The sequence below is a fragment of the Halorientalis persicus genome, from assembly GCF_900110215.1.
Classification (GTDB): domain Archaea; phylum Halobacteriota; class Halobacteria; order Halobacteriales; family Haloarculaceae; genus Halorientalis; species Halorientalis persica.
Map to the genome: position 1 here is coordinate 46,637 of NZ_FOCX01000016.1, position 20,047 is coordinate 66,683.

Annotated in this window: 15 protein-coding genes and 1 tRNA gene; 11 read left to right on the plus strand and 5 right to left on the minus strand. The window is 67.9% G+C overall.

The window, feature by feature from the left end; translation table 11 throughout:
- From BMX17_RS15985 to BMX17_RS16005, 5 genes are all read left to right on the plus strand, one after another.
- A complete protein-coding gene (locus BMX17_RS15985) occupies positions 1 to 1,101 on the plus strand; it encodes an aminotransferase class V-fold PLP-dependent enzyme (RefSeq protein WP_092661897.1) in 1,101 nt (366 codons plus the stop codon).
- Positions 1,102 to 1,225: 124 nt separating this feature from the next.
- Positions 1,226 to 4,267 (plus strand): transglutaminase domain-containing protein, encoded by a 3,042-nt coding sequence (locus BMX17_RS15990; RefSeq protein ID WP_092661899.1) that lies wholly within the window; start codon positions 1,226 to 1,228, stop codon positions 4,265 to 4,267.
- Positions 4,264 to 4,983 carry a DUF7269 family protein gene (locus BMX17_RS15995; RefSeq protein WP_092661901.1) on the plus strand — a complete coding sequence of 240 codons (720 nt, stop codon included), beginning with the start codon at positions 4,264 to 4,266 and terminating at the stop codon, positions 4,981 to 4,983. Before BMX17_RS15990 ends, BMX17_RS15995 begins: the two co-directional genes overlap by 4 nt.
- Positions 4,983 to 6,356 carry a DUF58 domain-containing protein gene (locus BMX17_RS16000; RefSeq protein ID WP_092661903.1) on the plus strand — a complete coding sequence of 458 codons (1,374 nt, stop codon included), beginning with the start codon at positions 4,983 to 4,985 and terminating at the stop codon, positions 6,354 to 6,356. The genes BMX17_RS15995 and BMX17_RS16000 overlap by 1 nt, the downstream gene beginning before the upstream one ends.
- Positions 6,353 to 8,002 (plus strand): DUF7519 family protein, encoded by a 1,650-nt coding sequence (locus BMX17_RS16005; RefSeq protein WP_092661905.1) that lies wholly within the window; start codon positions 6,353 to 6,355, stop codon positions 8,000 to 8,002. Before BMX17_RS16000 ends, BMX17_RS16005 begins: the two co-directional genes overlap by 4 nt.
- Position 8,003: 1 nt before the next feature.
- Here BMX17_RS16005 and BMX17_RS16010 read toward each other — a convergent pair whose 3' ends face one another.
- The 5 genes from BMX17_RS16010 to BMX17_RS16030 form a co-directional block, all read right to left on the minus strand.
- Positions 8,004 to 8,957 (minus strand): AAA family ATPase, encoded by a 954-nt coding sequence (locus BMX17_RS16010; RefSeq protein ID WP_092661907.1) that lies wholly within the window; start codon positions 8,955 to 8,957, stop codon positions 8,004 to 8,006.
- Between the two features lie 69 nt (positions 8,958 to 9,026).
- Positions 9,027 to 9,380 (minus strand): winged helix-turn-helix transcriptional regulator, encoded by a 354-nt coding sequence (locus tag BMX17_RS16015; protein WP_139203551.1) that lies wholly within the window; start codon positions 9,378 to 9,380, stop codon positions 9,027 to 9,029.
- 412 nt (positions 9,381 to 9,792) lie between these two features.
- The gene (locus BMX17_RS16020) at positions 9,793 to 10,449 is read right to left on the minus strand and encodes a hypothetical protein (RefSeq protein ID WP_092661909.1); all 657 of its coding nucleotides are present in this window, start codon (positions 10,447 to 10,449) and stop codon (positions 9,793 to 9,795) included.
- 100 nt (positions 10,450 to 10,549) lie between these two features.
- Positions 10,550 to 10,963, minus strand: a complete 414-nt coding sequence (locus BMX17_RS16025; RefSeq protein ID WP_092661911.1) for a group I intron-associated PD-(D/E)XK endonuclease — start codon at positions 10,961 to 10,963, stop codon at positions 10,550 to 10,552.
- Positions 10,964 to 11,187: 224 nt separating this feature from the next.
- Positions 11,188 to 11,260: transfer RNA gene (locus BMX17_RS16030), tRNA-Asp, on the minus strand.
- Between the two features lie 290 nt (positions 11,261 to 11,550).
- Here BMX17_RS16030 and BMX17_RS16035 point away from each other — a divergent pair.
- Genes BMX17_RS16035 through BMX17_RS16060 form a run of 6 tightly spaced genes read left to right on the plus strand, consistent with a single transcriptional unit; the run spans position 11,551 to position 19,777 of the window.
- Positions 11,551 to 11,778 carry a DNA-directed RNA polymerase subunit H gene (locus BMX17_RS16035; RefSeq protein ID WP_092661913.1) on the plus strand — a complete coding sequence of 76 codons (228 nt, stop codon included), beginning with the start codon at positions 11,551 to 11,553 and terminating at the stop codon, positions 11,776 to 11,778.
- A complete protein-coding gene (locus tag BMX17_RS16040) occupies positions 11,779 to 13,344 on the plus strand; it encodes a DNA-directed RNA polymerase subunit B'' (RefSeq protein WP_092661915.1) in 1,566 nt (521 codons plus the stop codon). It begins immediately after the preceding gene.
- Position 13,345: 1 nt separating this feature from the next.
- Positions 13,346 to 15,172 (plus strand): DNA-directed RNA polymerase subunit B, encoded by a 1,827-nt coding sequence (rpoB, locus tag BMX17_RS16045; protein ID WP_092661918.1) that lies wholly within the window; start codon positions 13,346 to 13,348, stop codon positions 15,170 to 15,172.
- Positions 15,172 to 18,090: a DNA-directed RNA polymerase subunit A' gene (locus tag BMX17_RS16050; protein ID WP_092661920.1), complete on the plus strand. Its 2,919-nt coding sequence runs from the start codon at positions 15,172 to 15,174 to the stop codon at positions 18,088 to 18,090. The genes rpoB and BMX17_RS16050 overlap by 1 nt, the downstream gene beginning before the upstream one ends.
- A 2-nt stretch (positions 18,091 to 18,092) precedes the next feature.
- Complete coding sequence (gene rpoA2 / locus BMX17_RS16055) at positions 18,093 to 19,346, plus strand: DNA-directed RNA polymerase subunit A'' (protein WP_092661922.1); 1,254 nt, start codon at positions 18,093 to 18,095, stop codon at positions 19,344 to 19,346.
- A 5-nt stretch (positions 19,347 to 19,351) separates the two neighbouring features.
- The gene (locus tag BMX17_RS16060; protein WP_092661924.1) at positions 19,352 to 19,777 is read left to right on the plus strand and encodes a NusA-like transcription termination signal-binding factor; all 426 of its coding nucleotides are present in this window, start codon (positions 19,352 to 19,354) and stop codon (positions 19,775 to 19,777) included.
- Positions 19,778 to 20,047: the final 270 nt, after the last annotated feature.

Below are 20,047 nucleotides of genomic sequence, written 5' to 3' on the forward strand. Positions count from 1 at the left end.
ATGGACCCGGAGGAGCTACGCGACGAGATTCCCGCCGTCGACGATACCGTCTATCTGAACACCGGTGCGAGCGGTCCCAGCCCGCGCCCGGTGGTCGAGGCCGCGACTGACTTCCTCGAACGCCACGAGTACGAGGCCCACGCCGCCGGCGACCCCTACTCGATGGCGTACGGTGAGATCGGGGCCGCCCGCGAGCACGTCGCCGAGTTCGTGGGTGCCGACCCCGACGACCTCGCGTTGACCAACAGCACGGCCGACGGCATCTCCCGGATCGCCGCCGCCGTCGACTGGGACGCCGGCGACACCGTGGCGTACACCGACCTCGAACATCCGGCCGGCATCCTGCCCTGGGAGCGGGCCGCCGACGTACACGACCTCGACACCCGCGTCCTCGAAACCGAGCGCGGCCGCGTCGACATGGACGCCGTGAAAGACGTGGTCTCGGAGGCCAGCCTCCTCTGTGTGAGTTCGCTCTCGTGGAACTACGGGACCCAGCTGCCGGTCGCCGAGATCGTCGACGTGGCCCACGACGCCGGCGCGCGGGTGGTCGTCGACGCGGTCCAGTCCCCCGGGCAACACCCCGTCGACGTGGCCGAGTGGGGGGCCGACGCCGTGGCGGCCGCCGGCCACAAGTGGTTGCTCGGCCTCTGGGGCGCGGGCTTTCTGCACGTCGACTCCGAGTTCGCTGCGGAACTGGAGCCCCGGCGGGCCAGTTACCGGAGCGTCGACGACCCGAGCGCGCCCGGCTGTGACCTGACCGCAGGCGCAGGGAAACTGGAGATCGGCACCGTCTCGCCCGCGCCCCACGTCGCGCTCGGGACGGCCATCGACCGGATTCGGGCCGTCGGAATGGACACCGTCCAGTCCCGGATCGAGCGGCTCACCGACCGGCTCAAATCCGGATTGGGTGAGCGGCTCCTCTCGCCTCGCGAGTACGAGTCCGGGCTCGTCACCTTCCGCGCCGACGACCCCGACGAGCTGGTCGACCGGCTGGGCGAGGAGGGCGTCGTTATCCGGTCGCTACCCGACGGGACCGTCCGGGCGTCGATCCACGTGTTCAACACGGCCGCCGACGTGGACCGGCTTCTCGGTGCGCTCTGAGGGTGATCGGAACTGATAATTCGTACCGAATGTTTAATTCCCTCCTGCCGCTGAATCAGGTAGAGCGTACCGGCGGGCGGCTCGCGGGGCACGCGGGGGTGGTCCGCCGGCGACGATATTCACTATGGCATCCGACGCGGAGACGGCGTCACGCGAGCGGGCACACACGGCGATCGCCCTCCTGGCCATCGCCGGGTTCGTTCTGGTCGCCATCGTCTTGCCGACGGTGGGGGCCGACGCGCCCGGGCGGTCGTTGCTCCCCGGCAACGCCTCCGGCGAGGCGGGCTCGGCCGACGGGAGCGGCGCACTCGGCGAAGTCCTCTCCGGCCGGGCGGGCGGGTCCGCCAGCGGTGGCTCCGGTGGACAGGCCTCGCTGGTCGACGGGCTGATGGGCTCGCTCTCGGGAGCCGGCGGGACGCCCGGTTCGGGGGCCGGCACGCAGACTCCCGGCTCAGGCGGTGGGAGCGGGTTCGGCGCGTTGAACCCGGGCCAGCGGACGGGCGTCGGCTCGCAGGGCTCGCCGCTGTCGGACAGCCTCCGGAGTCAGTCTTCCGAACCACACTTCCTCGTCCGGAGCTCCGCCGCGACCTACTGGCGGACGGGGGCGTACGCGCGCTACACCGGGACCGGCTGGACCGGGCAGGGCGAGGCGAACCGCGCCGCCTGGCCGCGTCGCCCGGGCGTCGCCGCCGAGGACCGGCGCACGATCACCCAGGAGTACCGCCTGCTCCGGTCGGCCTCGGCACTCCCGGCGGCCTGGGAACCAGTCGACGTGGACGGCCCGCGCACGGAGAACGTCCGGCTGACCGATCAGGGCGGCCTGCAGTACACAGGGAACCGGCTCCCGGCGAACGCCACCTACACGGTGACCAGCGCGGCACCGCCCCGGGACCCCGCCCGACTTCGGGCCGCCGGGACCGACTACCCCGACGGGATCGAGGACCGATACACCGATCTCCCCGACTCGACGCCCGACCGCCTCCGGTCGTTCACCGACGACCTGACGGCCGACACGGAGTCGCCTTACGGCGCGGCCGTCGCCATCGAGTCCTGGCTGGAGTCGAACAAGGGGTACTCCCTGAACGCCAGCCACGAGGGGGGCGACGTGGCCGACCAGTTCGTCTTCGAGATGGAGCGTGGCTACTGCGAGTACTTCGCCAGCACGATGGCGGTCATGCTGCGGACTCAGGACATCCCGGCGCGGTACGTCGTCGGCTACTCGACGGGCGAACCACGCGCCAACGGGACGTACCTCGTGCGCGCGATGAACGCCCACGCGTGGGTCGAGGTGTACGTCCCCGACACGGGCTGGGTGCGGTTCGACCCCACGCCCGGCCGGAGTCGGCTGGCCAGCGAGTTCCGCGCCTACCAGCGCGCCGCCGAGAACGGTAACGCCGAGGCCGCCGCCCGCCGCTTCCTCGAATCCGCCAGCCGCGAGGACGGCGGCAACCCCTTCCGTCCGAACGAGGGCGGGGGCTCCCCCGGCGGCCAGTCGCCCGCCGGCGGCCAGTCCGGGGCCGACGACGGCGGGAACGACACCGACCGTAACGGCACCGAGATCGCCGAGACGTACAACCACACCGAGTCGGGCAGTCCGGGCGAGACCTTCGACGTGGACGGCGCGTCGAGCGTGCAGGTGTCGCTCGTGTCCGATCCCGTCCCCGGCCAGTCCGTCGCGGTCCGCGTCGAGCGCGACGGCGACCCGCTGGCCGACGTGGCCGTCGCGTTCGACGGCCGCCGGATCGGCACCACCAACGCGTCGGGGCTGGTCACCGGAACGGTCCCCTTCTCGGCGACGCTCGACGTGACGGTCACGGTCCCCGACGAAACCGCCGCGCCCGCGGGCAGCGCCGCGCTCGCCCTCGGGAACCCGACGGGGACACCGCGCCAGCGCGCGGCGGGCACCGAGACCAACACGACCCGCTCGTTCGACGTGCCCACGGACGTCGCCGTGGGGATCGAGGGCGACCCCGGCCCCGGCGAGACGGTGACGGTCAACGCGACCATCGCCGGCCGGCCGGTCCCCGGCGCGAACGTGTCGGTCAACGGTACGACCGCCGGCCGGACCGACGCCGACGGCCGACTCGACGTGTCGCTCCCGGTGAGCGAACGCGCCTCGGTTCGGGTCGAACGCGGCGAGGCCGCCGGCAACCGGTCACTCGAACTCGCCAACCTCAGTGTCGACGTGTCGGGATTCGCCCTGCCGGGCCTGTCGGTCACCGTCTCGGTCACCGACGGCGGTGAGCCGGTCTCCGGCGCGACCGTCGGCGTCGGCGATTCGACCGTCGAGACCGGCGAGGGCGGGACGGCAAAAGTCTCGCTCCCGCTCGCGCCCGGGGCCACGGTGACCGCCGAGACGCCCGCCGGCCTTACCGAGACCCAGCCCGTGCGGATGCGGTTCCTGACGGCTGGGCTCGTCTCTCTCTTCGCGCTCGGGGTGCTGGCCGGTGCCTACCTGCTCCGTCGGCGTGCGCTCGCCGCCGGCCGCTCGCTGCGCGAGCAGGTCCGGGTCGCGCTCCACTGGCTCTCGGGTGCGTTCGTCTCTGCGCTGGTTGCGCTCGCGGTTCGCGGCGAGGCACTGCTGGCCGCGCTCCCTGCGTTTCTGCGCCGGGTCCGCGACACACTCGCGGCGCTGGCGTGTGAACTCGCGGCCGCCGTCCGCGCCCGCAAAACCGACCTCGGTCGGCTCCCCGGACCGCGAGCCCTCCTCGCTCGACTGCTGGCCGCGATTCGGGGTTTGCTCGCCGGGGTTCGTGACTCACTGCCCGGCGGTGACGCGGCGGCCGAACCCGACGGGGCGACGGCGACGACTGCAGGCACGCCCACGGACGCGCCGGCGGCCCGTGAACGGGTCCGGCGCGCCTGGCGGGAGTTCCGTGAGCAGGTGCCCGTCGCCGATCACCGGACGAAAACGCCCGGCGAACTCGCCCGCGAGGGCGTCGACGCCGGCTTTCCCCGAACCGCCGTCCGGACGCTCCGGGATGCGATCCGGGACGTAGAGTACGGCCGGCGCGACCCGGACGAATACGTCGACGCCGTGGACGACGCTCGGCGGGAACTGACGCCAGCGTCCGACGACGATTCCGAGGGTGCAACGGCAACCGATGGTGGCGCCCCGGGCGAAGCGAGTGACGCGAGCGAACCCGAGGACGGTGAGCGGTCGTGACCGCCCGGACGCGCCTGCTGGTCGGTGCGGCGGGGGCCGTGTTGCTCACTGCGGCTGCGATCGTCCTCGCGCCCGGGCTCTTGCCAGTCCCCCGGTCGCAACTGGCGGCGGTGATGGACACACTGACGGGGACGGTCGGACTGGCCGGCCTCGCAGTGATCGCCGGGCTGATCGCCGTCGTGCAGGGGCTGTGGTCCTCGACGACGGCTTCGCGCCCGCCGCCGTTGCCCGTCGACGGCGACCCGACGGCGCGTGACGTGCCCGGACCGGTCGTCGGCGAGACGTTCGACGAACGACTGGCGGCGGTCCAGCGTGTCGACGCCCGGTCGCCCGACAGCGAGGCGGTCGTCCGCGAGGACCTCCGGCGGCTGGCGACCGACGTGTACCAGCGCACCCACCGGTGTGACTGGGAGACGGCCGCCCGTGCCGTCGAGACGGGTGCCTGGACCGACGACCGCGCCGCCGCGGCGTTCGTCGGCGGGGCCGACGCGCCCGACGTGCCGCTTCGCCGCTGGTTCGAGGATATGCTCAGCGAACACGGTGCCTTCCACCGCCAGACGATCCGGACACTCCGGGCGATCTACGCGCTCGAAGGCGAGACCGACGGCGATACGGCGTCGGCAACCGAGCGGACCTGGACCGCGGACGAGACGGCCCCTACCGAGACCGCCGCGCGGGACGGCTCGGCGACCCGTACGGAGGTGACCGACACGTGATGCGAGTCGCCCGCTGGCACGGCGCGCTGGTCGGGGCGCTCTTTGCTAGCGCCCTCGGCCTGTACGTGGGCGACCACGTCTTCTTCCTGATGGCGACGATTCCGCTCGCGTACGTCGTTTACGGCCACGTCACCGGTCTCGGGCCGCCGTCGCTGGCCATCGAGCGGACGTTCGACGACGACCACGTCGACCCCGGCGACACGGTGACGGTAACCCTCTCCGTGGAGAACACCGGCGACCGCCCGATCCCCGACCTCCGACTGGTCGATGGCGTCCCCGAAGACGTGGCCGTCGCCGACGGATCGCCGGCCGGGGCCATCGCGCTCCGCCCCGACGAGTCGGCCACCGTCTCCTACGAGGTCCGCCCGCCGCGTGGGGCCCACGAGTTCGGGACCGTCGCGGTCCGGGGGCGCAGTCTCGCCGGGACTGTCACGGGGACGACGACGCTCGCACCCGACGGCGACGACACCCTGCGCTGTACCACGTTGCTCGACGAGTTCCCGTTGCAGGACCTGACGACGCCGTTCGCGGGCCAGGCCCCGACCGACACCGGCGGCGACGGCATCGAGTTCCACGCCATCCGTGAGTACCGGCGTGGCGACCCCCTCTCACACGTCGACTGGCGACGCCTGGCTCGCACGGGCGAACTCGCGACCGTGACCTACCGGCAGGAGCGGGCCGCCGCCGTCGTGTTCGTCGTCGACGACCGTCCGGACGCGCATTGTCAGCCGCCCCAGGGCGGGCCGTCGGCGCTCGATTACGTCCTCTACGCCGCCTCGCAGGGACTGGTGACGCTCACCGAGACGGGCCACCGGGTCGGCGTCACGACGCTCTCGCCCGGGGCGGATCGGGACTGGGTCTCGCCGGGCCGGGGGGCCGCCACGGAGTCGGCCGCGTCGGATCTCTTCGACCGGGTCGGAGGTGACGGCACGGAGTCGACCGCGTCCGACGCCGCGCGGACGCCGGTCGCGACCGACGGTGCCGGCTCCGAGACTGCCCAGGAGGAGCCCGAGACCGGGGTCGACGACACCGCCGACCCCGACGGGGCGGCGCTTGGCCTGCGACTCGCGGAGTGGTTGCCCGCGCACGCGCAGGTCGTGCTCTGTACTCCGCTTGTCGACGACGTGCCGATCGATGTCGTCGAGACGCTGCTGTCGAACCGCCACGCCGTGACCGTCCTCAGTCCGAACGTCACCGGACCCGGCGACGGTGCCCATCCGACGCCGGGGCAGGCGGTGGCCGACGTACAGCGCCGCCTTCGGCTGACCGACCTCGAACGGCTGGGCGTCGCGGCCACAGACTGGCAACCCGGGACGCCGCTCCAGGTCGCGCTCGCGGACGTGCTGACGACCACGCGGGGGTGGGACCGATGAGCGACGAGCGGGCGACCGACGGCGGTTCTCGCACCCGCGACGAGGCGGTACTGCCCCGCCTCGGTACCGGCGACGGGGTGGTCGCCACCCTCGCCGAGACCGCCGCGGGGGTGCAACTATCGGCGCTTGCCGGCGGCGTCGTCGCCGTCCTCGCGGCGGTGCTCGTCGGCTGGCAGTTGCTCGGCGTCCGACTCGCGCTGGTGTCGTCCGTCTCGGGCGTCCTGCTGGCGGCCGGGCTGTACGCCCTCCGGAGCGAGCGCGTTCCCGTGCTGTTCGCCGCCGGCGCGCTCCTGACGCCTGCCTCGATGGGGCTGGCCATCGCGCTCGGTGTCGGCGTCGCGTTCGGACTCGACGTGGCCCAGCCAGCGGGCCACCTCGCGGGCGTGACCGTCCTGTTGCTCGTGGGGAGCGGGTTCGGTGCGGTGTTGACCGCCGTCCCCCTCGACGAGGGCGCGGTCCTGGCGGGTTCGTTCATGCGGTTCGTCGGGATGCTCGTCCCGCTGACCGTCGCCCAGGTCGTGGTCGTCGCCATCGCCGCCTGGGAATCCGTGATCCGCTCGCTGGCCCGACTGGTCGTCGACAGCCCCGATCCGCTGCTCGCGCTCGGGCGCTCGCTTCTGGCCCCGACCGGCAGCGCGGCACTGCTAACCTTCGTGCTGTACGTCCTCCTCTTGCTCTTTCTGTTCCGGGTGGTCCTGCGGTCGATCCCCGTGGTGAAGCTGTTCCCGCCGCGTCAGCGTCCGATGGTGACGGCCAGACTCGACCGGCTCGTGGGTCGGCTGGGGTGGGCCCTGCTGGCGGCCACCGGCGGTGCCATCGCCCTGGTCACCGTCGCAGTCGTCGCCGGAGTGGCCACGCCGGCGGCGCTCGCCGCCCGGTTCGGGACGGTCGCCGTGCCCGTCGTCTGGTTGCTAACGACCGTCTGGGTCCGTATCCTGTTCGTCCTCGCTATCGGGACGATGGCGGCCATCCTCGTCAGCGAGCGACTCCGGCGGCGCGTCCGCCGGCTCTCCGAGGCCGACCTGCTCCGGCAGGGGATGCCGCCGCTGGGCGCGTTCACGACCGCATTCCTCTTCGGTGTCGTCGCCGACCTGCTGATCAGCACCGACGAACTGCTCGCGCGCGCGCCAGCGAGTGTCCGCCCGACCGTCGAGTCGCTGCTCGGCGGGGGCGTCGTCACGGCCGTGCTGGTCGTCGCGTTCGGCGCGCTCATCTTCGCCGGAATCGCCTTCGTCTCCCTGTCCGTGCTGGTGAGCTCGCCGATCCTCCCAGAACGGGCGCTCGGGCCGACCCTCGCCAGCGCCGCCGTGTTCGCGCTTGCCCTCCTGCTCGTCCTCTTCGGCGGGTCGTCGCTTGCCGCCTTCTTCGCGGTCGCGGCCGCCCTGGTCGTCTGGGACACTGGCGAGTTCGCGACCAGCCTCCGCGAAGAACTTCCGGACGGTGCGACGACGACGCGAGGCGAACTCGTCCACGTCGGCGCGAGTCTCGTCGTCGGCCTGCTGGCGGTCGTCGGTGCCTTCCTGCTCGCCCTGTTGGTCGCCAGCGACCTGCTCGTGCCGTCGGTCCCGGACACGACGCTCGCGGCTGGCGCGGTGATCCTCGCCTTCGGCACGACGATCGTCCTGCTGTCGTCGCTCCGGGAGTGAGCTACTCGTCGACGGTCGGCACTTCGACCCGGTCCAGCACGTCCTCCAACACTCTCCGCTTCGAGACCGACCGGACACTCGATTCGGCGGTCAACACGAGCCGGTGGGCGAACACCGCGTCGGCCACCTGCTTTACGTCGTCGGGTACCACGTAGTCGCGGCCGGCGATGGTCGCGTAGGCGCGGACGGCCTCGAACAGCCGCTGGATACCCCGCGGTGAGACGCCCACCTCGACGCGCTCGTCCATCCGTGTCGCCCGGCCAAGGTCGACCACGTACTCGCGGACTTTCCGCTCGACGGTCACCGACTCGGGCACCTGTTGCAGGTCACGGACCGTCTCCGGATCGACCACCGGCCCGACACTCGGCGCCTGCGCGGTGCGACTCGCCCGCCGATCCAGCAGTTCGAGTTCACCGTCTCGCTCGGGGTACCCCATCGAACTCTTGATCATGAAGCGATCGCGCTGGGCCTCCGGCAGCGCGAACGTCCCCTCCTGCTCGACGGGGTTCTGGGTCGCCATGACGAAAAACGGCTCCGGGAGCTGGTAGGTCTCGCCGTCGACCGTGACCTGGCGCTCCTCCATGGCCTCCAGCAGCGCGGCCTGGGTCTTGGGCGGTGCACGATTGATCTCGTCGGCCAGCACCACGTTGGCGAAGATCGGTCCCTCCGCGAACTCGAAGCTCCCGTCGCCCTCGTTGTAGACGTTCGTGCCGGTCACGTCCGAGGGGAGGAGGTCGGGGGTGAACTGGACCCGGGAGAACTCCAGCCCGAGCGCCGTCGCGAGACTGCGCGCGGTGAGTGTCTTGCCGACACCAGGCACGTCCTCGAACAGCACGTGCCCCCGTGCCAGAATCCCCGTCAACACCCGCTCCAGAAACGTCCGGTCCGTGATGACCGCCGACTGTACCTCGTCGAGTACCGCCGTACACTCCCCGGCGGCGTCTGTCACGTCCATGCTGTTACGTGTAAACTCGCCCTCATGAATGTTCCTGCTGTGTCAGGACGACTGCCGCCCCGGCCCCGCTCACGATTCGTCGACGGCGACCTCGTCGTTGCGGCTTTCGTCCGCGCCGATATCGTCGTCCATTCGAACCTCGTCGTCGCGGACGCGCTCCAGCCGACCGACCAACTCCTCGATGCCCTCGTTGACGCGTTCGAGTCGCTCGCCGATGTCCTCGGCCGGCACTGCACCCTCCGGCGTCGGCTCGATGAACTCGTCGTTTTCCAGCATTCGCAACGAGTACCGCACCTTGTGTTCGGGGACGTCCGTCCGATCCGATAGCTTGACGATCCCGATCGGCCCGTCCGCGATGACCGCCCGCAGGATCGTCAGATCTCGGCGCTCCTTCTCCACCTGGTTCCTGAGTCGCTCGTCCATACTGGGGTGTCTTCACAGGAGTACCCACCCGCGACATATAATTCTTGTATCTCCCTCGACGCCGGAACGTCATCGTCTGTCACACCTTCGTGACACCCGCGACGGGCGGCCCGGCGGCGGTGTCGCCGTTCGCTCGGCTGTTTGCGGACTCCCGCTGGTCGTCCTCACTACGCTCGGCCGCCCGCTACTCACGGCTCGCTTCGCTCTCACGGGCGTTGCCCGTTCGAGCAGCGGTCAGAGACCGCTCGCAATTCCGGAGATTCTTCGCTCCGCTCGAATCTCCCTGCTCGCGGCTCCATGCGTCGCCGCTCGCTCGTTCGGCGACGCTCCCTGCGGTCCCGTCGCCCGCTGCTCACGGGCGCTTCGCGCCCGTTCGCTCGCTCGGCGCTCCTCACTCCGTTCGGAGCGCCCGCTACTCGTCCACCGGCGTCCGCCGCAACTCGTCGATCTGGTCGCGCAGCGCCCCCAATTCCGACTCCAGTTCCTCGCGCCGGTCGATCAGTGCGCTCAACTCCTCCGTGTTGACCGGCTGGTCGCTCTCCAGGGCCACGTCCAGCGCGTCCGTCGTCGACCGCACCAGAAAGTGCGCGATCTGGAGAATCTCCTCGGGTGATTCCCGGCCCTCGTACAGCTCCACTTCGCCCGACAGGGGCGTGTACTCGACCAGTGGCACCTCCTCCTCGCCCTGGTAGGTCGTCGCCGTACTCAGACTCGTCACCGGGTTGTGCCGCTCTTTGGTCTGTTCCGAGCGGACGATGCTGAACTCGTCGGCCAGATTCCCGTAGGTCTCTTTCAGATCCCGGAGCTTCTGACCCGTCTCGACGTCCATCTGGGCCTCCACGTCCGCGAAGAACTGCGCCGACCCCCCGAGACTCAACGCGACCGCGAAGAAGGCTCCCTGGGAGTGCTCGGCGAACTCGCGCAACCGCTCGCGGACCGTCCCGTGTCGCCCCTCGGCCGCCAGCTTCTGCAGATCGTCGAGAAACGCGCGCGTCCCCGCTTCCTGCTGGAGGTAGTCCTCGACCAGCGCCTTCGGCATCTCCCGAGGCGCGTCGTCTCGGCTGTTCATATCCGCAGTAGCGCCTCCCGTTACTATACGCTTTGGCCTCCGTTCTCGGCCGTGGGAATCGGGGCCGTCCGACTCGACCCCTCGCCGCTACCGATTCGAACTACGGGAGTGCGTCGTCGAACCTGAACGCCGCGGCGTCGTTGACACTCGGGTGATCGATCTCTGGATCGTCCACCCGGAGGTAGGTGTTTTTCTTTCCCGCTCTCGTCTCAGGAACCCAGTACAGCCGATCGGTGTCCTTACACCGGATCGCGAACGCGTCGATCGAGTCGCCGTACTCTTTTGCAACCACGTCACCGTCTACGGTCGTCTTACTGGCCGTTTTGAACCGAACGCAACCGTCTTCGATCCATCCGGTTTTGCACTGGACCCGGTGCAGCCCCGGCGTGGAATCGACGACCAGATCGTAGCTGTCGTTGTCACCGAACGGTATCGAGACGCTGTATCCCCGAGCGATCAGTGCGTGGATGATCCTCGCCTCGGTCGTATCTCCCCTGTCTTTCGTGTTCCCCATCCGGTAGCGGTTGCTTCGGTCTCTGGTTTCAATCCTCGTACCCGAAGCTGGCTCACGAGCCCCGCCGTCGAAACGTATGTCCGGAGCGAGAGTACGCAGTCTCCCCCGTGTACGCCGACCGACGGAGTCGGTCGGAACTTGAACCACAGTCGCAGCAAAACCGCTCTCTGGTTCAGATCCGCTTGGCATATCTGTGACTCACGGATTCGTTCGTCGCAAAAGTACGCCCGGAGCGGGATTTGAACCCGCGTCACGACCGTGACAGGGTCGTATGATGGGCCACTACACCATCCGGGCGAACGCATTTCATCGTATCCGGGTTGCAGTATTAAGGCTTTCCAATGCGACCGGCGTCGTCACCCGTTCCCACGACCCATCCTCGGGGGAGATCGTGTGAAAAACTCACAATAACCCAAACTCCTATGTGCGCAGTTCTCGTACTGACGGGTGAACACGCCTGTTCTGTCCCCGGCGACGGGGGTCGCATAGCGCCGCTCGGCGGGTTTTGACAAGTCTTAAATGGGCCCCACCGCAAGGACGCTGTAGTATCTCGTGACAGCAACCTTCTCCAGCCAGCCAGGCCACACATGGTAGACGTAAGCGAACACGAACTCGTACCGGAACACAACGTTCTCGACGACGAGGACCTCGAGGACGTGCTTCAGGAGTACAACATCGACCGAACAGACCTGCCGAAGATCAAGCGTGCGGACCCGGCTCTGCCCGACGGGGCCGACGTGGGCGACGTGATCGAGATCGTCCGTGACTCCCGCACGACGGATCAGGCAGTCGTATACCGGCTCGTGGTGGAATAAATGAGAATCGACGACAGACGCGCGATTTCGCGTGAGTACTTTTCGAGAGAACGGCTCGCAGAACACCACTTCCGGTCGTTCAATGCCTTCCTCGACCGGGGGATGCAGGAAGTGGTCGACGAGAAAGAGACCATCGAAACCGACATCGGCGACAAGGAGGGCGAGGAGCCGGTCTACGTCGAACTCGGTGACGTACGCGTCGTCACGCCCCGCGTTCGGGAAGCCGACGGCTCCGAGGAACTGCTCTATCCCCAGGAAGCCCGACTCCGGAACATCACCTACGCCGCGCCGGTGTTCATGGAGATGCGGATCATCAAGGGCGGCAAGGAGGAAGAGGAACACGTCGTCGACCAGACCGAGACCAAGATCGGCCGGATGCCGATCATGGTCGGGTCGAACAAGTGTAACATCTCCGGGTTCACCGAGAACGAACTGATCGATATCGGTGAAGACCCGGCCGACCCCGGCGGCTACTTCTGTGTCAACGGCTCCGAGCGGGTCCTGATGACCAGCGAGGACCTCGCGCCGAACAAGATCCTCGCCGAGTACGACACCAAGTACGGCGACGAGATTCAGGTCGCCAAGACCTTCTCCCAGCGCCGGGGCTACCGCGCCCTCGTGCTCTGTGAGCGGACCCGGGACGGCATCCTGGAAGTTTCGTTCCCGTCGGTCTCGGGGAGCATCAACTTCGTCACGCTCGTGCGCGCGCTCGGCCTGGAATCGGACGAGGAGATCGTCCACCGGGTCAGCGACGACCCCGAGATCGTGAAGTTCATGCTCGAGAACCTGGAGGAGGCCGACGTCCAGACGACCGAGGAGGCCATCGAGACGCTCGGGAAACGCGTCGCCAGTGGTCAGGGCAAGAACTACCAGCTGAAGCGGGCGAACTACGTGATCGACCGGTACCTCCTGCCTCACCTCCACGAGGACGGGGTCGACGAGGAGGAGGTCCGGATCAACAAGGCGTACTACCTCTGCCGGATGGCCGAGGCCTGCTTCGAGCTGGCGCTGGGCCGGCGCGAATCGGACGACAAGGACCACTACGCCAACAAGCGCCTGAAGGTCAGTGGCGACCTGATGAAGGACCTGTTCCGGACGGCGCTGAACAAGCTGGCACGGGACGTGAAGTACCAGCTCGAACGCGCGAATATGCGCAACCGGCAGCTGTCGGTGTCCACGGTCGTTCGGTCGGACGTACTGACCGAGCGGCTCGAACACCCGATCGCGACGGGGAACTGGGTAGGCGGCCGGTCCGGCGTGTCCCAACTCGTGGACCGGACGGACTACATGGGGGTCCTCTCGCACCTGCGCCGCCTGCGCTCGCCGCTCTCGCGCAGTCAGCCCCACTTCGAGGCGCGTGACCTGCACGCGACTCAGTGGGGGCGGATCTGTCCCTCCGAGACGCCGGAAGGCCCCAACTGTGGGCTGGTGAAGAACTTCGCGCAGGCGATGGAGCTGTCACAGAACATCGAGGACGAACAGGAACTGAAACACGAACTCGCGTCGATGGGCGTCTCGGGGATCCCGGGCATCGAGTCCATCGAACAGCAGCCAGCGGACGACTAATATGAGTCAAGGACGAGACGCGAAAGTATACGTCAACGGCAGTCTGGTCGGGACACACCCCGAACCGGAGAAGCTCGCAGAGGACATTCGACAGGCCCGCCGCCGGGGCGACGTCAGCGAGATGGTCAACGTCTCGGTGAAAGATCGCACCGACGAGGTCATCGTCAACGCCGACGCCGGGCGGGCGCGCCGCCCGCTGATCGTCGTCGAGGACGGCGAACCCCTCATTTCGGACGAGGAGGTCGCCGCGCTCAAGGCCGGTGAACTCGGCTTCGACGAACTGGTCGACCGAGGTTACGTCGAGTTCATCGACGCCGAGGAGGAAGAAGACATCCTCGTCGCCGTCGACGAGGACGACGTGACCGAGGATCACACGCACCTCGAAGTCGACCCCCAGCTGATCTTCGGGATCGGTGCGGGGATGATTCCCTACCCCGAACACAACGCCAGCCCCCGCATTACGATGGGGTCGGGGATGATCAAGCAGTCGCTGGGACTGCCGAGCGCGAACTACCGGATCCGGCCGGACACGCGCCAGCACCTGCTGCACTACCCCCAGCTGTCGATGGTCAAGACCCAGACCACCGAACAGATCGGGTACGACGACCGGCCGGCGGCCCAGAACTTCGTCGTCGCCGTGATGAGCTACGAGGGGTTCAACATCGAGGACGCCCTGGTGCTCAACGGTGGCTCGGTCGACCGGGCGCTGGCTCGCTCCCATTTCTTCCGGACCTACGAGGGCGAGGAACGCCGCTATCCCGGCGGCCAGGAGGACCGTTTCGAGGTCCCCGAGGACGACGTGCGCGGCGCACGCGGGGAAGAGGCCTACACCCACCTCGACGAGGACGGTCTCGTCAACCCCGAGACACGGGTCGGCGAGAACGACGTCCTGCTGGGGAAGACCTCGCCGCCCCGCTTTTTGGAAGAACCGGACGACATGGGTGGGCTCTCCCCGCAGAAGCGCCGTGAAACGTCGGTTACGATGCGTTCCGGCGAGAGCGGTGTCGTCGACACCGTCACGCTCATGGAGGGCGAAGACGGCTCCAAGCTCTCGAAGGTCAAGGTGCGCGACGAGCGGATCCCCGAACTCGGGGACAAGTTCGCGTCGCGACACGGTCAGAAGGGGGTCGTCGGTCACATCGCACCCCAGGAGGACATGCCCTTCACCGAGGAGGGCGTGGTGCCGGACCTGATCCTCAACCCGCACGCGCTTCCCTCCCGGATGACGGTGGGCCACGTGCTGGAGATGCTCGGCGGCAAGGTCGGCTCGCTGGAGGGCCGGCGTGTCGACGGGACGCCGTTTACCGGCGAGAACGAGGACGAACTCCGCGACTCGCTGGAGGAACACGGCTTCCAGTCCAGCGGCAAGGAGATCATGTATTCGGGCGTCACCGGAGAACAGATCGAGGCCGACATCTTCGTCGGGACGATCTTCTACCAGAAGCTCTACCACATGGTCTCGAACAAACTGCACGCCCGTTCGCGCGGGCCGGTGCAGGTCCTGACCCGCCAGCCTACCGAGGGGCGTGCCCGCGAGGGTGGCCTGCGTATCGGTGAGATGGAACGGGACGTGTTCATCGGGCACGGTGCGGCCATGACGCTGAAAGAGCGCCTGCTCGACGAGTCCGACCGCGAGTGGATTTACGTCTGTGCCGAATGTGGCATGACCGCCGTCGAGAACGTCGAGCAACGGCGCGTCTACTGTCCGAACTGTGAGGAGGAGACCGACATCCACGAGGTGGAGATGTCCTACGCGTTCAAGCTCCTGCTGGACGAGATGAAAGCGCTCGGGATTGCACCCCGGATCGAACTGGAGGACGCAGTCTAATGAGTCAGCACGCACCCAAAGAGATCGGCGAACTCAGCTTCGGGCTGATGGACCCCGAGGAGTATCGGGACATGAGTGCCACGAAGGTCATCACGGCCGACACCTACGACGACGACGGGTTCCCCATCGACATGGGGCTGATGGACCCGCGGCTGGGCGTGATCGACCCCGGCCTCGAGTGCAAGACCTGTGGCAAGCATTCGGGATCCTGTAACGGCCACTTCGGCCACATCGAACTCGCGGCCCCCGTCATCCACGTCGGGTTCGCGAAGCTCATCCGCCGGCTCCTGCGCGGGACCTGTCGGGACTGTTCGCGGCTCTGTCTCAACGACGAGGAACGCGAGGAGTTCACGAGTCGTCTGCGACGCGCCCGCGAGCTCAGCAACGACCTCAACGACGTGACCAAGGCCGCCATCCGACAGGCCCGCAAGAAGGACCACTGTCCGTTCTGTGGCGGCCAGCAGTACGACATCAACCACGAGAAACCGACGACCTACTACGAGGTCCAGCAGGTGCTGTCCGCGGAGTATCCGGACCTGATCGCCGAGGCGATGGAGCCCGACCCCGACGACGAGGACGACCGGGGCGTCTCGCCCGTCGAACTCGCCGACGAGACCGGGATCGACCAGAGCCGGATTCAGGAGATCCTCTCCGGCGAGTTCCGTCCGCGCGAGGAAGACCGCAAGGCCATCGAGCGCGCGCTGGACGTGGACCTAACCGAGGAGGACATGAACAAGCTGATGCCCAGCGACATCCGGGACTGGTTCGAGGATATCCCGGACGGGGACCTCGATGTCCTCGGGATCAGCGCCGAGCGCTCCCGGCCCGAGTGGATGATCCTGACCGTGCTGCCGGTGCCGCCGGTCACGGCCCGGCCGTCGATCACGCTGGACAACGGCCAGCGGTCCGAAGACGACCTCACGCACAAGCTGGTCGACATCATCCGGATCAACCAGCGGTTCATGGAGAACCGTGAGGCCGGTGCGCCCCAGCTGATCATCGAGGACCTCTGGGAACTGCTCCAGTACCACGTCACCACCTTCATGGACAACGAGATCTCGGGGACGCCGCCGGCCCGGCACCGTTCCGGCCGGCCGCTGAAGACCCTCTCTCAGCGCCTGAAGGGCAAGGAGGGGCGCTTCCGTGGCTCGCTGTCCGGGAAGCGTGTCAACTTCTCGGCTCGTACGGTAATCTCGCCCGACCCGACGCTGAGCCTGAACGAGGTCGGTGTGCCCGACCGGGTCGCCACCGAGATGACCCAGACGATGAACGTCAACGAGCGCAACCTGGAAGAGGCGCGCCGCTACGTCTCCAACGGGCCGGAAGCGCATCCGGGCGCGAACTACGTGAAACGGCCGGACGGCCGTCGCCTCAAGGTGACCGAGAAGAACTGCGAGGAACTGGCCGAGAAGGTCCAGCCCGAGTGGGAAGTCTCCCGGCATCTGGTCGACGGGGACATCATCATCTTCAACCGGCAGCCGTCGCTGCACCGGATGTCGATCATGGCCCACGAGGTCGTCGTGATGCCGTACAAGACGTTCCGGCTGAACACGACCGTCTGCCCGCCGTACAACGCGGACTTCGACGGCGACGAGATGAATATGCACGCCCTCCAGAACGAGGAGGCCCGTGCCGAGGCTCGCGTCCTGATGCGCGTGCAGGAACAGATGCTCTCGCCCCGGTTCGGTGAGAACATCATCGGTGCGATCCAGGACCACATCAGCGGGACGTACCTGCTGACCAACCAGAACCCACACTTCAACGAGACGCAGGCGCTGGACCTGCTCCGGGCGACCCGGATCGACGAACTGCCCGAACCCGACGGCACCGACGACGCCGGCAACGAGTACTGGACCGGCCGGACGGTGTTCTCGGAACTCCTGCCCGACGAACTCAACCTCGAGTTCCGCTCCTCGGCCGGCGACGAGGTCGTGATCGAGAACGGCCAGTTGCTGGATGGGACCATCGACGAGGACGCGGTCGGCGCGTTCGGCGGGGAGATCGTCGACACCATCGCCAAGGTGTACTCGAAGACCCGGGCACGCATCTTCGTCAACGAGGTCGCCTCGCTGGCGATGCGTTCGATCATGCACTTTGGCTTCTCGATCGGGATCGACGACGAGTCGGTCTCGCCGGCAGCCGAAGAGCAGATCGACGAGGCGATCGAGAACGCGTACGCCCGTGTCCAGGAACTCATCGAAACCTACGACCGGGGCGAACTGGAGTCCCTGCCAGGCCGTTCGGTCGACGAGACCCTGGAGATGAAGATCATGCAGACGCTGGGCAAGGCGCGTGACAGCGCCGGTGACATCGCCGAAGAACACTTCGACGACGACAACCCGGCCGTGGTCATGGCCGAGTCCGGTGCGCGTGGGTCGATGCTGAACCTGACCCAGATGGCCGGCTGTGTCGGCCAGCAGGCGGTCCGTGGCGAGCGGATCAACCGCGGCTACGAGGATCGTACCCTCTCTCACTACAAGCCCGACGACCTCTCGGCGGAGGCCCACGGCTTCGTGGAACACTCCTACCGGGGCGGCCTGAACCCGCGGGAGTTCTTCTTCCACGCGATGGGTGGCCGCGAGGGGCTGGTCGACACGGCCGTTCGTACGTCCAAGTCCGGCTACCTCCAGCGTCGGCTGATCAACGCCCTCTCGGAACTGGAGACCCAGTACGACGGCACCGTCCGGGACACCTCGGACACGATCGTCCAGTTCGAGTTCGGTGAGGACGGGACCAGTCCGGTGAAGGTGTCCTCCGACGAGGACAACGACATCGACGTGGAGCAGATCGCCGACCGCGTCCTCGATACGGAGTTCGCAAGCGACGACGCCAAACAGCAGTTCCTCGGCCAGGAACGCTCCCCGACGAACCTCTCGGAGCACGCCGACGACTGGTGGATGGCCCAGAGTGACGACTAACCATGAGTGAAATAGACTACGACCCCCAGCAGAAGTTCGACGGCGTCGACGACGACATCGAGGCCGTCGTCGAGGACACGGAACTGCCCCGGCGGCTGAAGACGAAGGTCTACCGGACCGTCGACGAACGCGGTGCCGGCGTCGAGGACGCAGACCAGATCGCCAAAGCCGTCGAGAACCGCTACATGGACACCCGCGTCGACCCGCTCGACCCCGTCGGGACCGTCAGCGCACAGTCCATCGGGGAGCCCGGGACGCAGATGACCATGAACACGTTCCACTACGCGGGCGTCGCGGAGATCGACGTGACCCAGGGCCTCCCCCGGCTCATCGAGCTGGTGGACGCCCGGAAGGAACCGGACACGCCGATGATGACGGTCCACCTCGAAGACGAGTTCGCGGAGAACCGCGAGCGCGCCCACGAGGTCGTCTGGAAGATCGAGGCCACGCGTATCCTCGCGCTGGGTGACATCTCGACGGACGTGGCCGATATGCTCGTCCGCGTCGACCTGAACCCCGACACCCTTCAGGAGCGCTGGCCCACGGTGGACAACCTCGCGGAGATCGTCCAGGAAATCTCCGAGACCATCGAGTCGAAGCTGGGTGTCGACGTGGTCCAGCTCGACGACACGGTCATCGAGTTCGGCCCGGACGAGCCGAGTTACCGCGAACTCCTGCAACTCGTCGAAGACCTCCGGGAGATCGTCTTCAAGGGGATCGAGGACATCGACCGGGTCGTCATCCGCAAAGAGGACACCGAAGAGAGCGAGGACGGCGAATTCGTCCTCTACACGGAGGGATCGGAACTGGGTAACGTCCTCGGCATCGAGGGCGTCGACGCCAGTCGGACCACCTGTAACAACATCCACGAGATCCACCGGAACCTCGGTATCGAGGCTGCCCGGGAGTCGATCATCGAGGAGACGATGAACACGCTCGAAGAGCAGGGGCTCGACGACGTGAACATCCGCCACCTGATGCTGGTCGCGGACATCATGACCAACGGCGGGGACATCCAGTCCATCGGTCGGCACGGAATCTCCGGGAGCAAGGAGTCCGTCCTCGCGCGGGCGGCGTTCGAGGTCATGGTCAATCACCTGCTCGACGCCGCGATCCACGGCGAGGTCGACGACCTCAACGGCGTCACCGAGAACGTCATCGTCGGCAAGCCGATCAAACTCGGCACTGGCGACGTGAACCTGCGGATGGGCTCGGAGCCGGCACGCACTGACGGCACAGGCGAAGGGGCCGACTGACCGCGATGACCATCTCGCTCTCGGACCGTGAACGCCAGTTTCTCGCCCGTTTCGAGGACGAGGTCGGCGTCACCGTCCGGGACTGCGTGGTCGACGAGGACTACGACCGCGTCCTCTTCGTCGTCGAGGCCGGGGAGATGGCCGAAGCCATCGGTCCGGGCGGCCGCAACGTCGAGCGGATCGAGGAGGACCTGGGCCGCAGCGTCGAGTTGATCGAGGACGCCGACACCGCCGAGGCGTTCGTGGCCAACGCGCTGGCCCCGGCGGCGGTGTACAACGTCACGATCAGCGAGAACGAGGACACGGTCGCCTACGCGGAAGTCGATCACGACGACACCGGTGTCGCGATCGGGAAAGACGGCAAGAACATCGAGGCCGCTCGCCGGATGGCCGACCGGCACTTCGACGTGGACGATATTCAACTGACCTAGCACCTTTTTCCCGCTCGGGTGGCCTGCGGCCACCATCTGCTCACGGGCCGCGAAGCGGCCCGTTCGCATGGTATGCGGGAGCTTCGCTCCCGCACTACTCGCGGCAAAAACGTGCGTGAAAAAGGCCGGACGCGAGCCGATGGCTCGCGTCCGGTGTCATCGTGAGTGACCGCAGGGAACGAACGAGGGCTCGAAAGACACGGTGTGTCTTTCGGTGAACCGCGCTCGCTTCGCTCGCGCGGATGCTAACTTTAATCACGAAAAGTGCAA

What these genes read in the sequence shown, in the direction of transcription:
- BMX17_RS16010 (WP_092661907.1), bottom strand. Translation starts at nt 8,957, where the DNA reads ATGGACGTGACAGACGCCGCCGGGGAGTGTACGGCGGTACTCGACGAG.
- BMX17_RS16060 (WP_092661924.1), top strand. Translation starts at nt 19,352, where the DNA reads ATGACCATCTCGCTCTCGGACCGTGAACGCCAGTTTCTCGCCCGTTTC.
- BMX17_RS16025 (WP_092661911.1), bottom strand. Translation starts at nt 10,963, where the DNA reads ATGGGGAACACGAAAGACAGGGGAGATACGACCGAGGCGAGGATCATC.
- BMX17_RS16000 (WP_092661903.1), top strand. Translation starts at nt 4,983, where the DNA reads ATGCGAGTCGCCCGCTGGCACGGCGCGCTGGTCGGGGCGCTCTTTGCT.
- BMX17_RS15990 (WP_092661899.1), top strand. Translation starts at nt 1,226, where the DNA reads ATGGCATCCGACGCGGAGACGGCGTCACGCGAGCGGGCACACACGGCG.
- rpoA2 (WP_092661922.1), top strand. Translation starts at nt 18,093, where the DNA reads ATGAGTGAAATAGACTACGACCCCCAGCAGAAGTTCGACGGCGTCGAC.
- BMX17_RS16035 (WP_092661913.1), top strand. Translation starts at nt 11,551, where the DNA reads ATGGTAGACGTAAGCGAACACGAACTCGTACCGGAACACAACGTTCTC.
- BMX17_RS16015 (WP_139203551.1), bottom strand. Translation starts at nt 9,380, where the DNA reads ATGGACGAGCGACTCAGGAACCAGGTGGAGAAGGAGCGCCGAGATCTG.
- rpoB (WP_092661918.1), top strand. Translation starts at nt 13,346, where the DNA reads ATGAGTCAAGGACGAGACGCGAAAGTATACGTCAACGGCAGTCTGGTC.
- BMX17_RS15985 (WP_092661897.1), top strand. Translation starts at nt 1, where the DNA reads ATGGACCCGGAGGAGCTACGCGACGAGATTCCCGCCGTCGACGATACC.
- BMX17_RS16040 (WP_092661915.1), top strand. Translation starts at nt 11,779, where the DNA reads ATGAGAATCGACGACAGACGCGCGATTTCGCGTGAGTACTTTTCGAGA.
- BMX17_RS16050 (WP_092661920.1), top strand. Translation starts at nt 15,172, where the DNA reads ATGAGTCAGCACGCACCCAAAGAGATCGGCGAACTCAGCTTCGGGCTG.
- BMX17_RS16005 (WP_092661905.1), top strand. Translation starts at nt 6,353, where the DNA reads ATGAGCGACGAGCGGGCGACCGACGGCGGTTCTCGCACCCGCGACGAG.
- BMX17_RS16020 (WP_092661909.1), bottom strand. Translation starts at nt 10,449, where the DNA reads ATGAACAGCCGAGACGACGCGCCTCGGGAGATGCCGAAGGCGCTGGTC.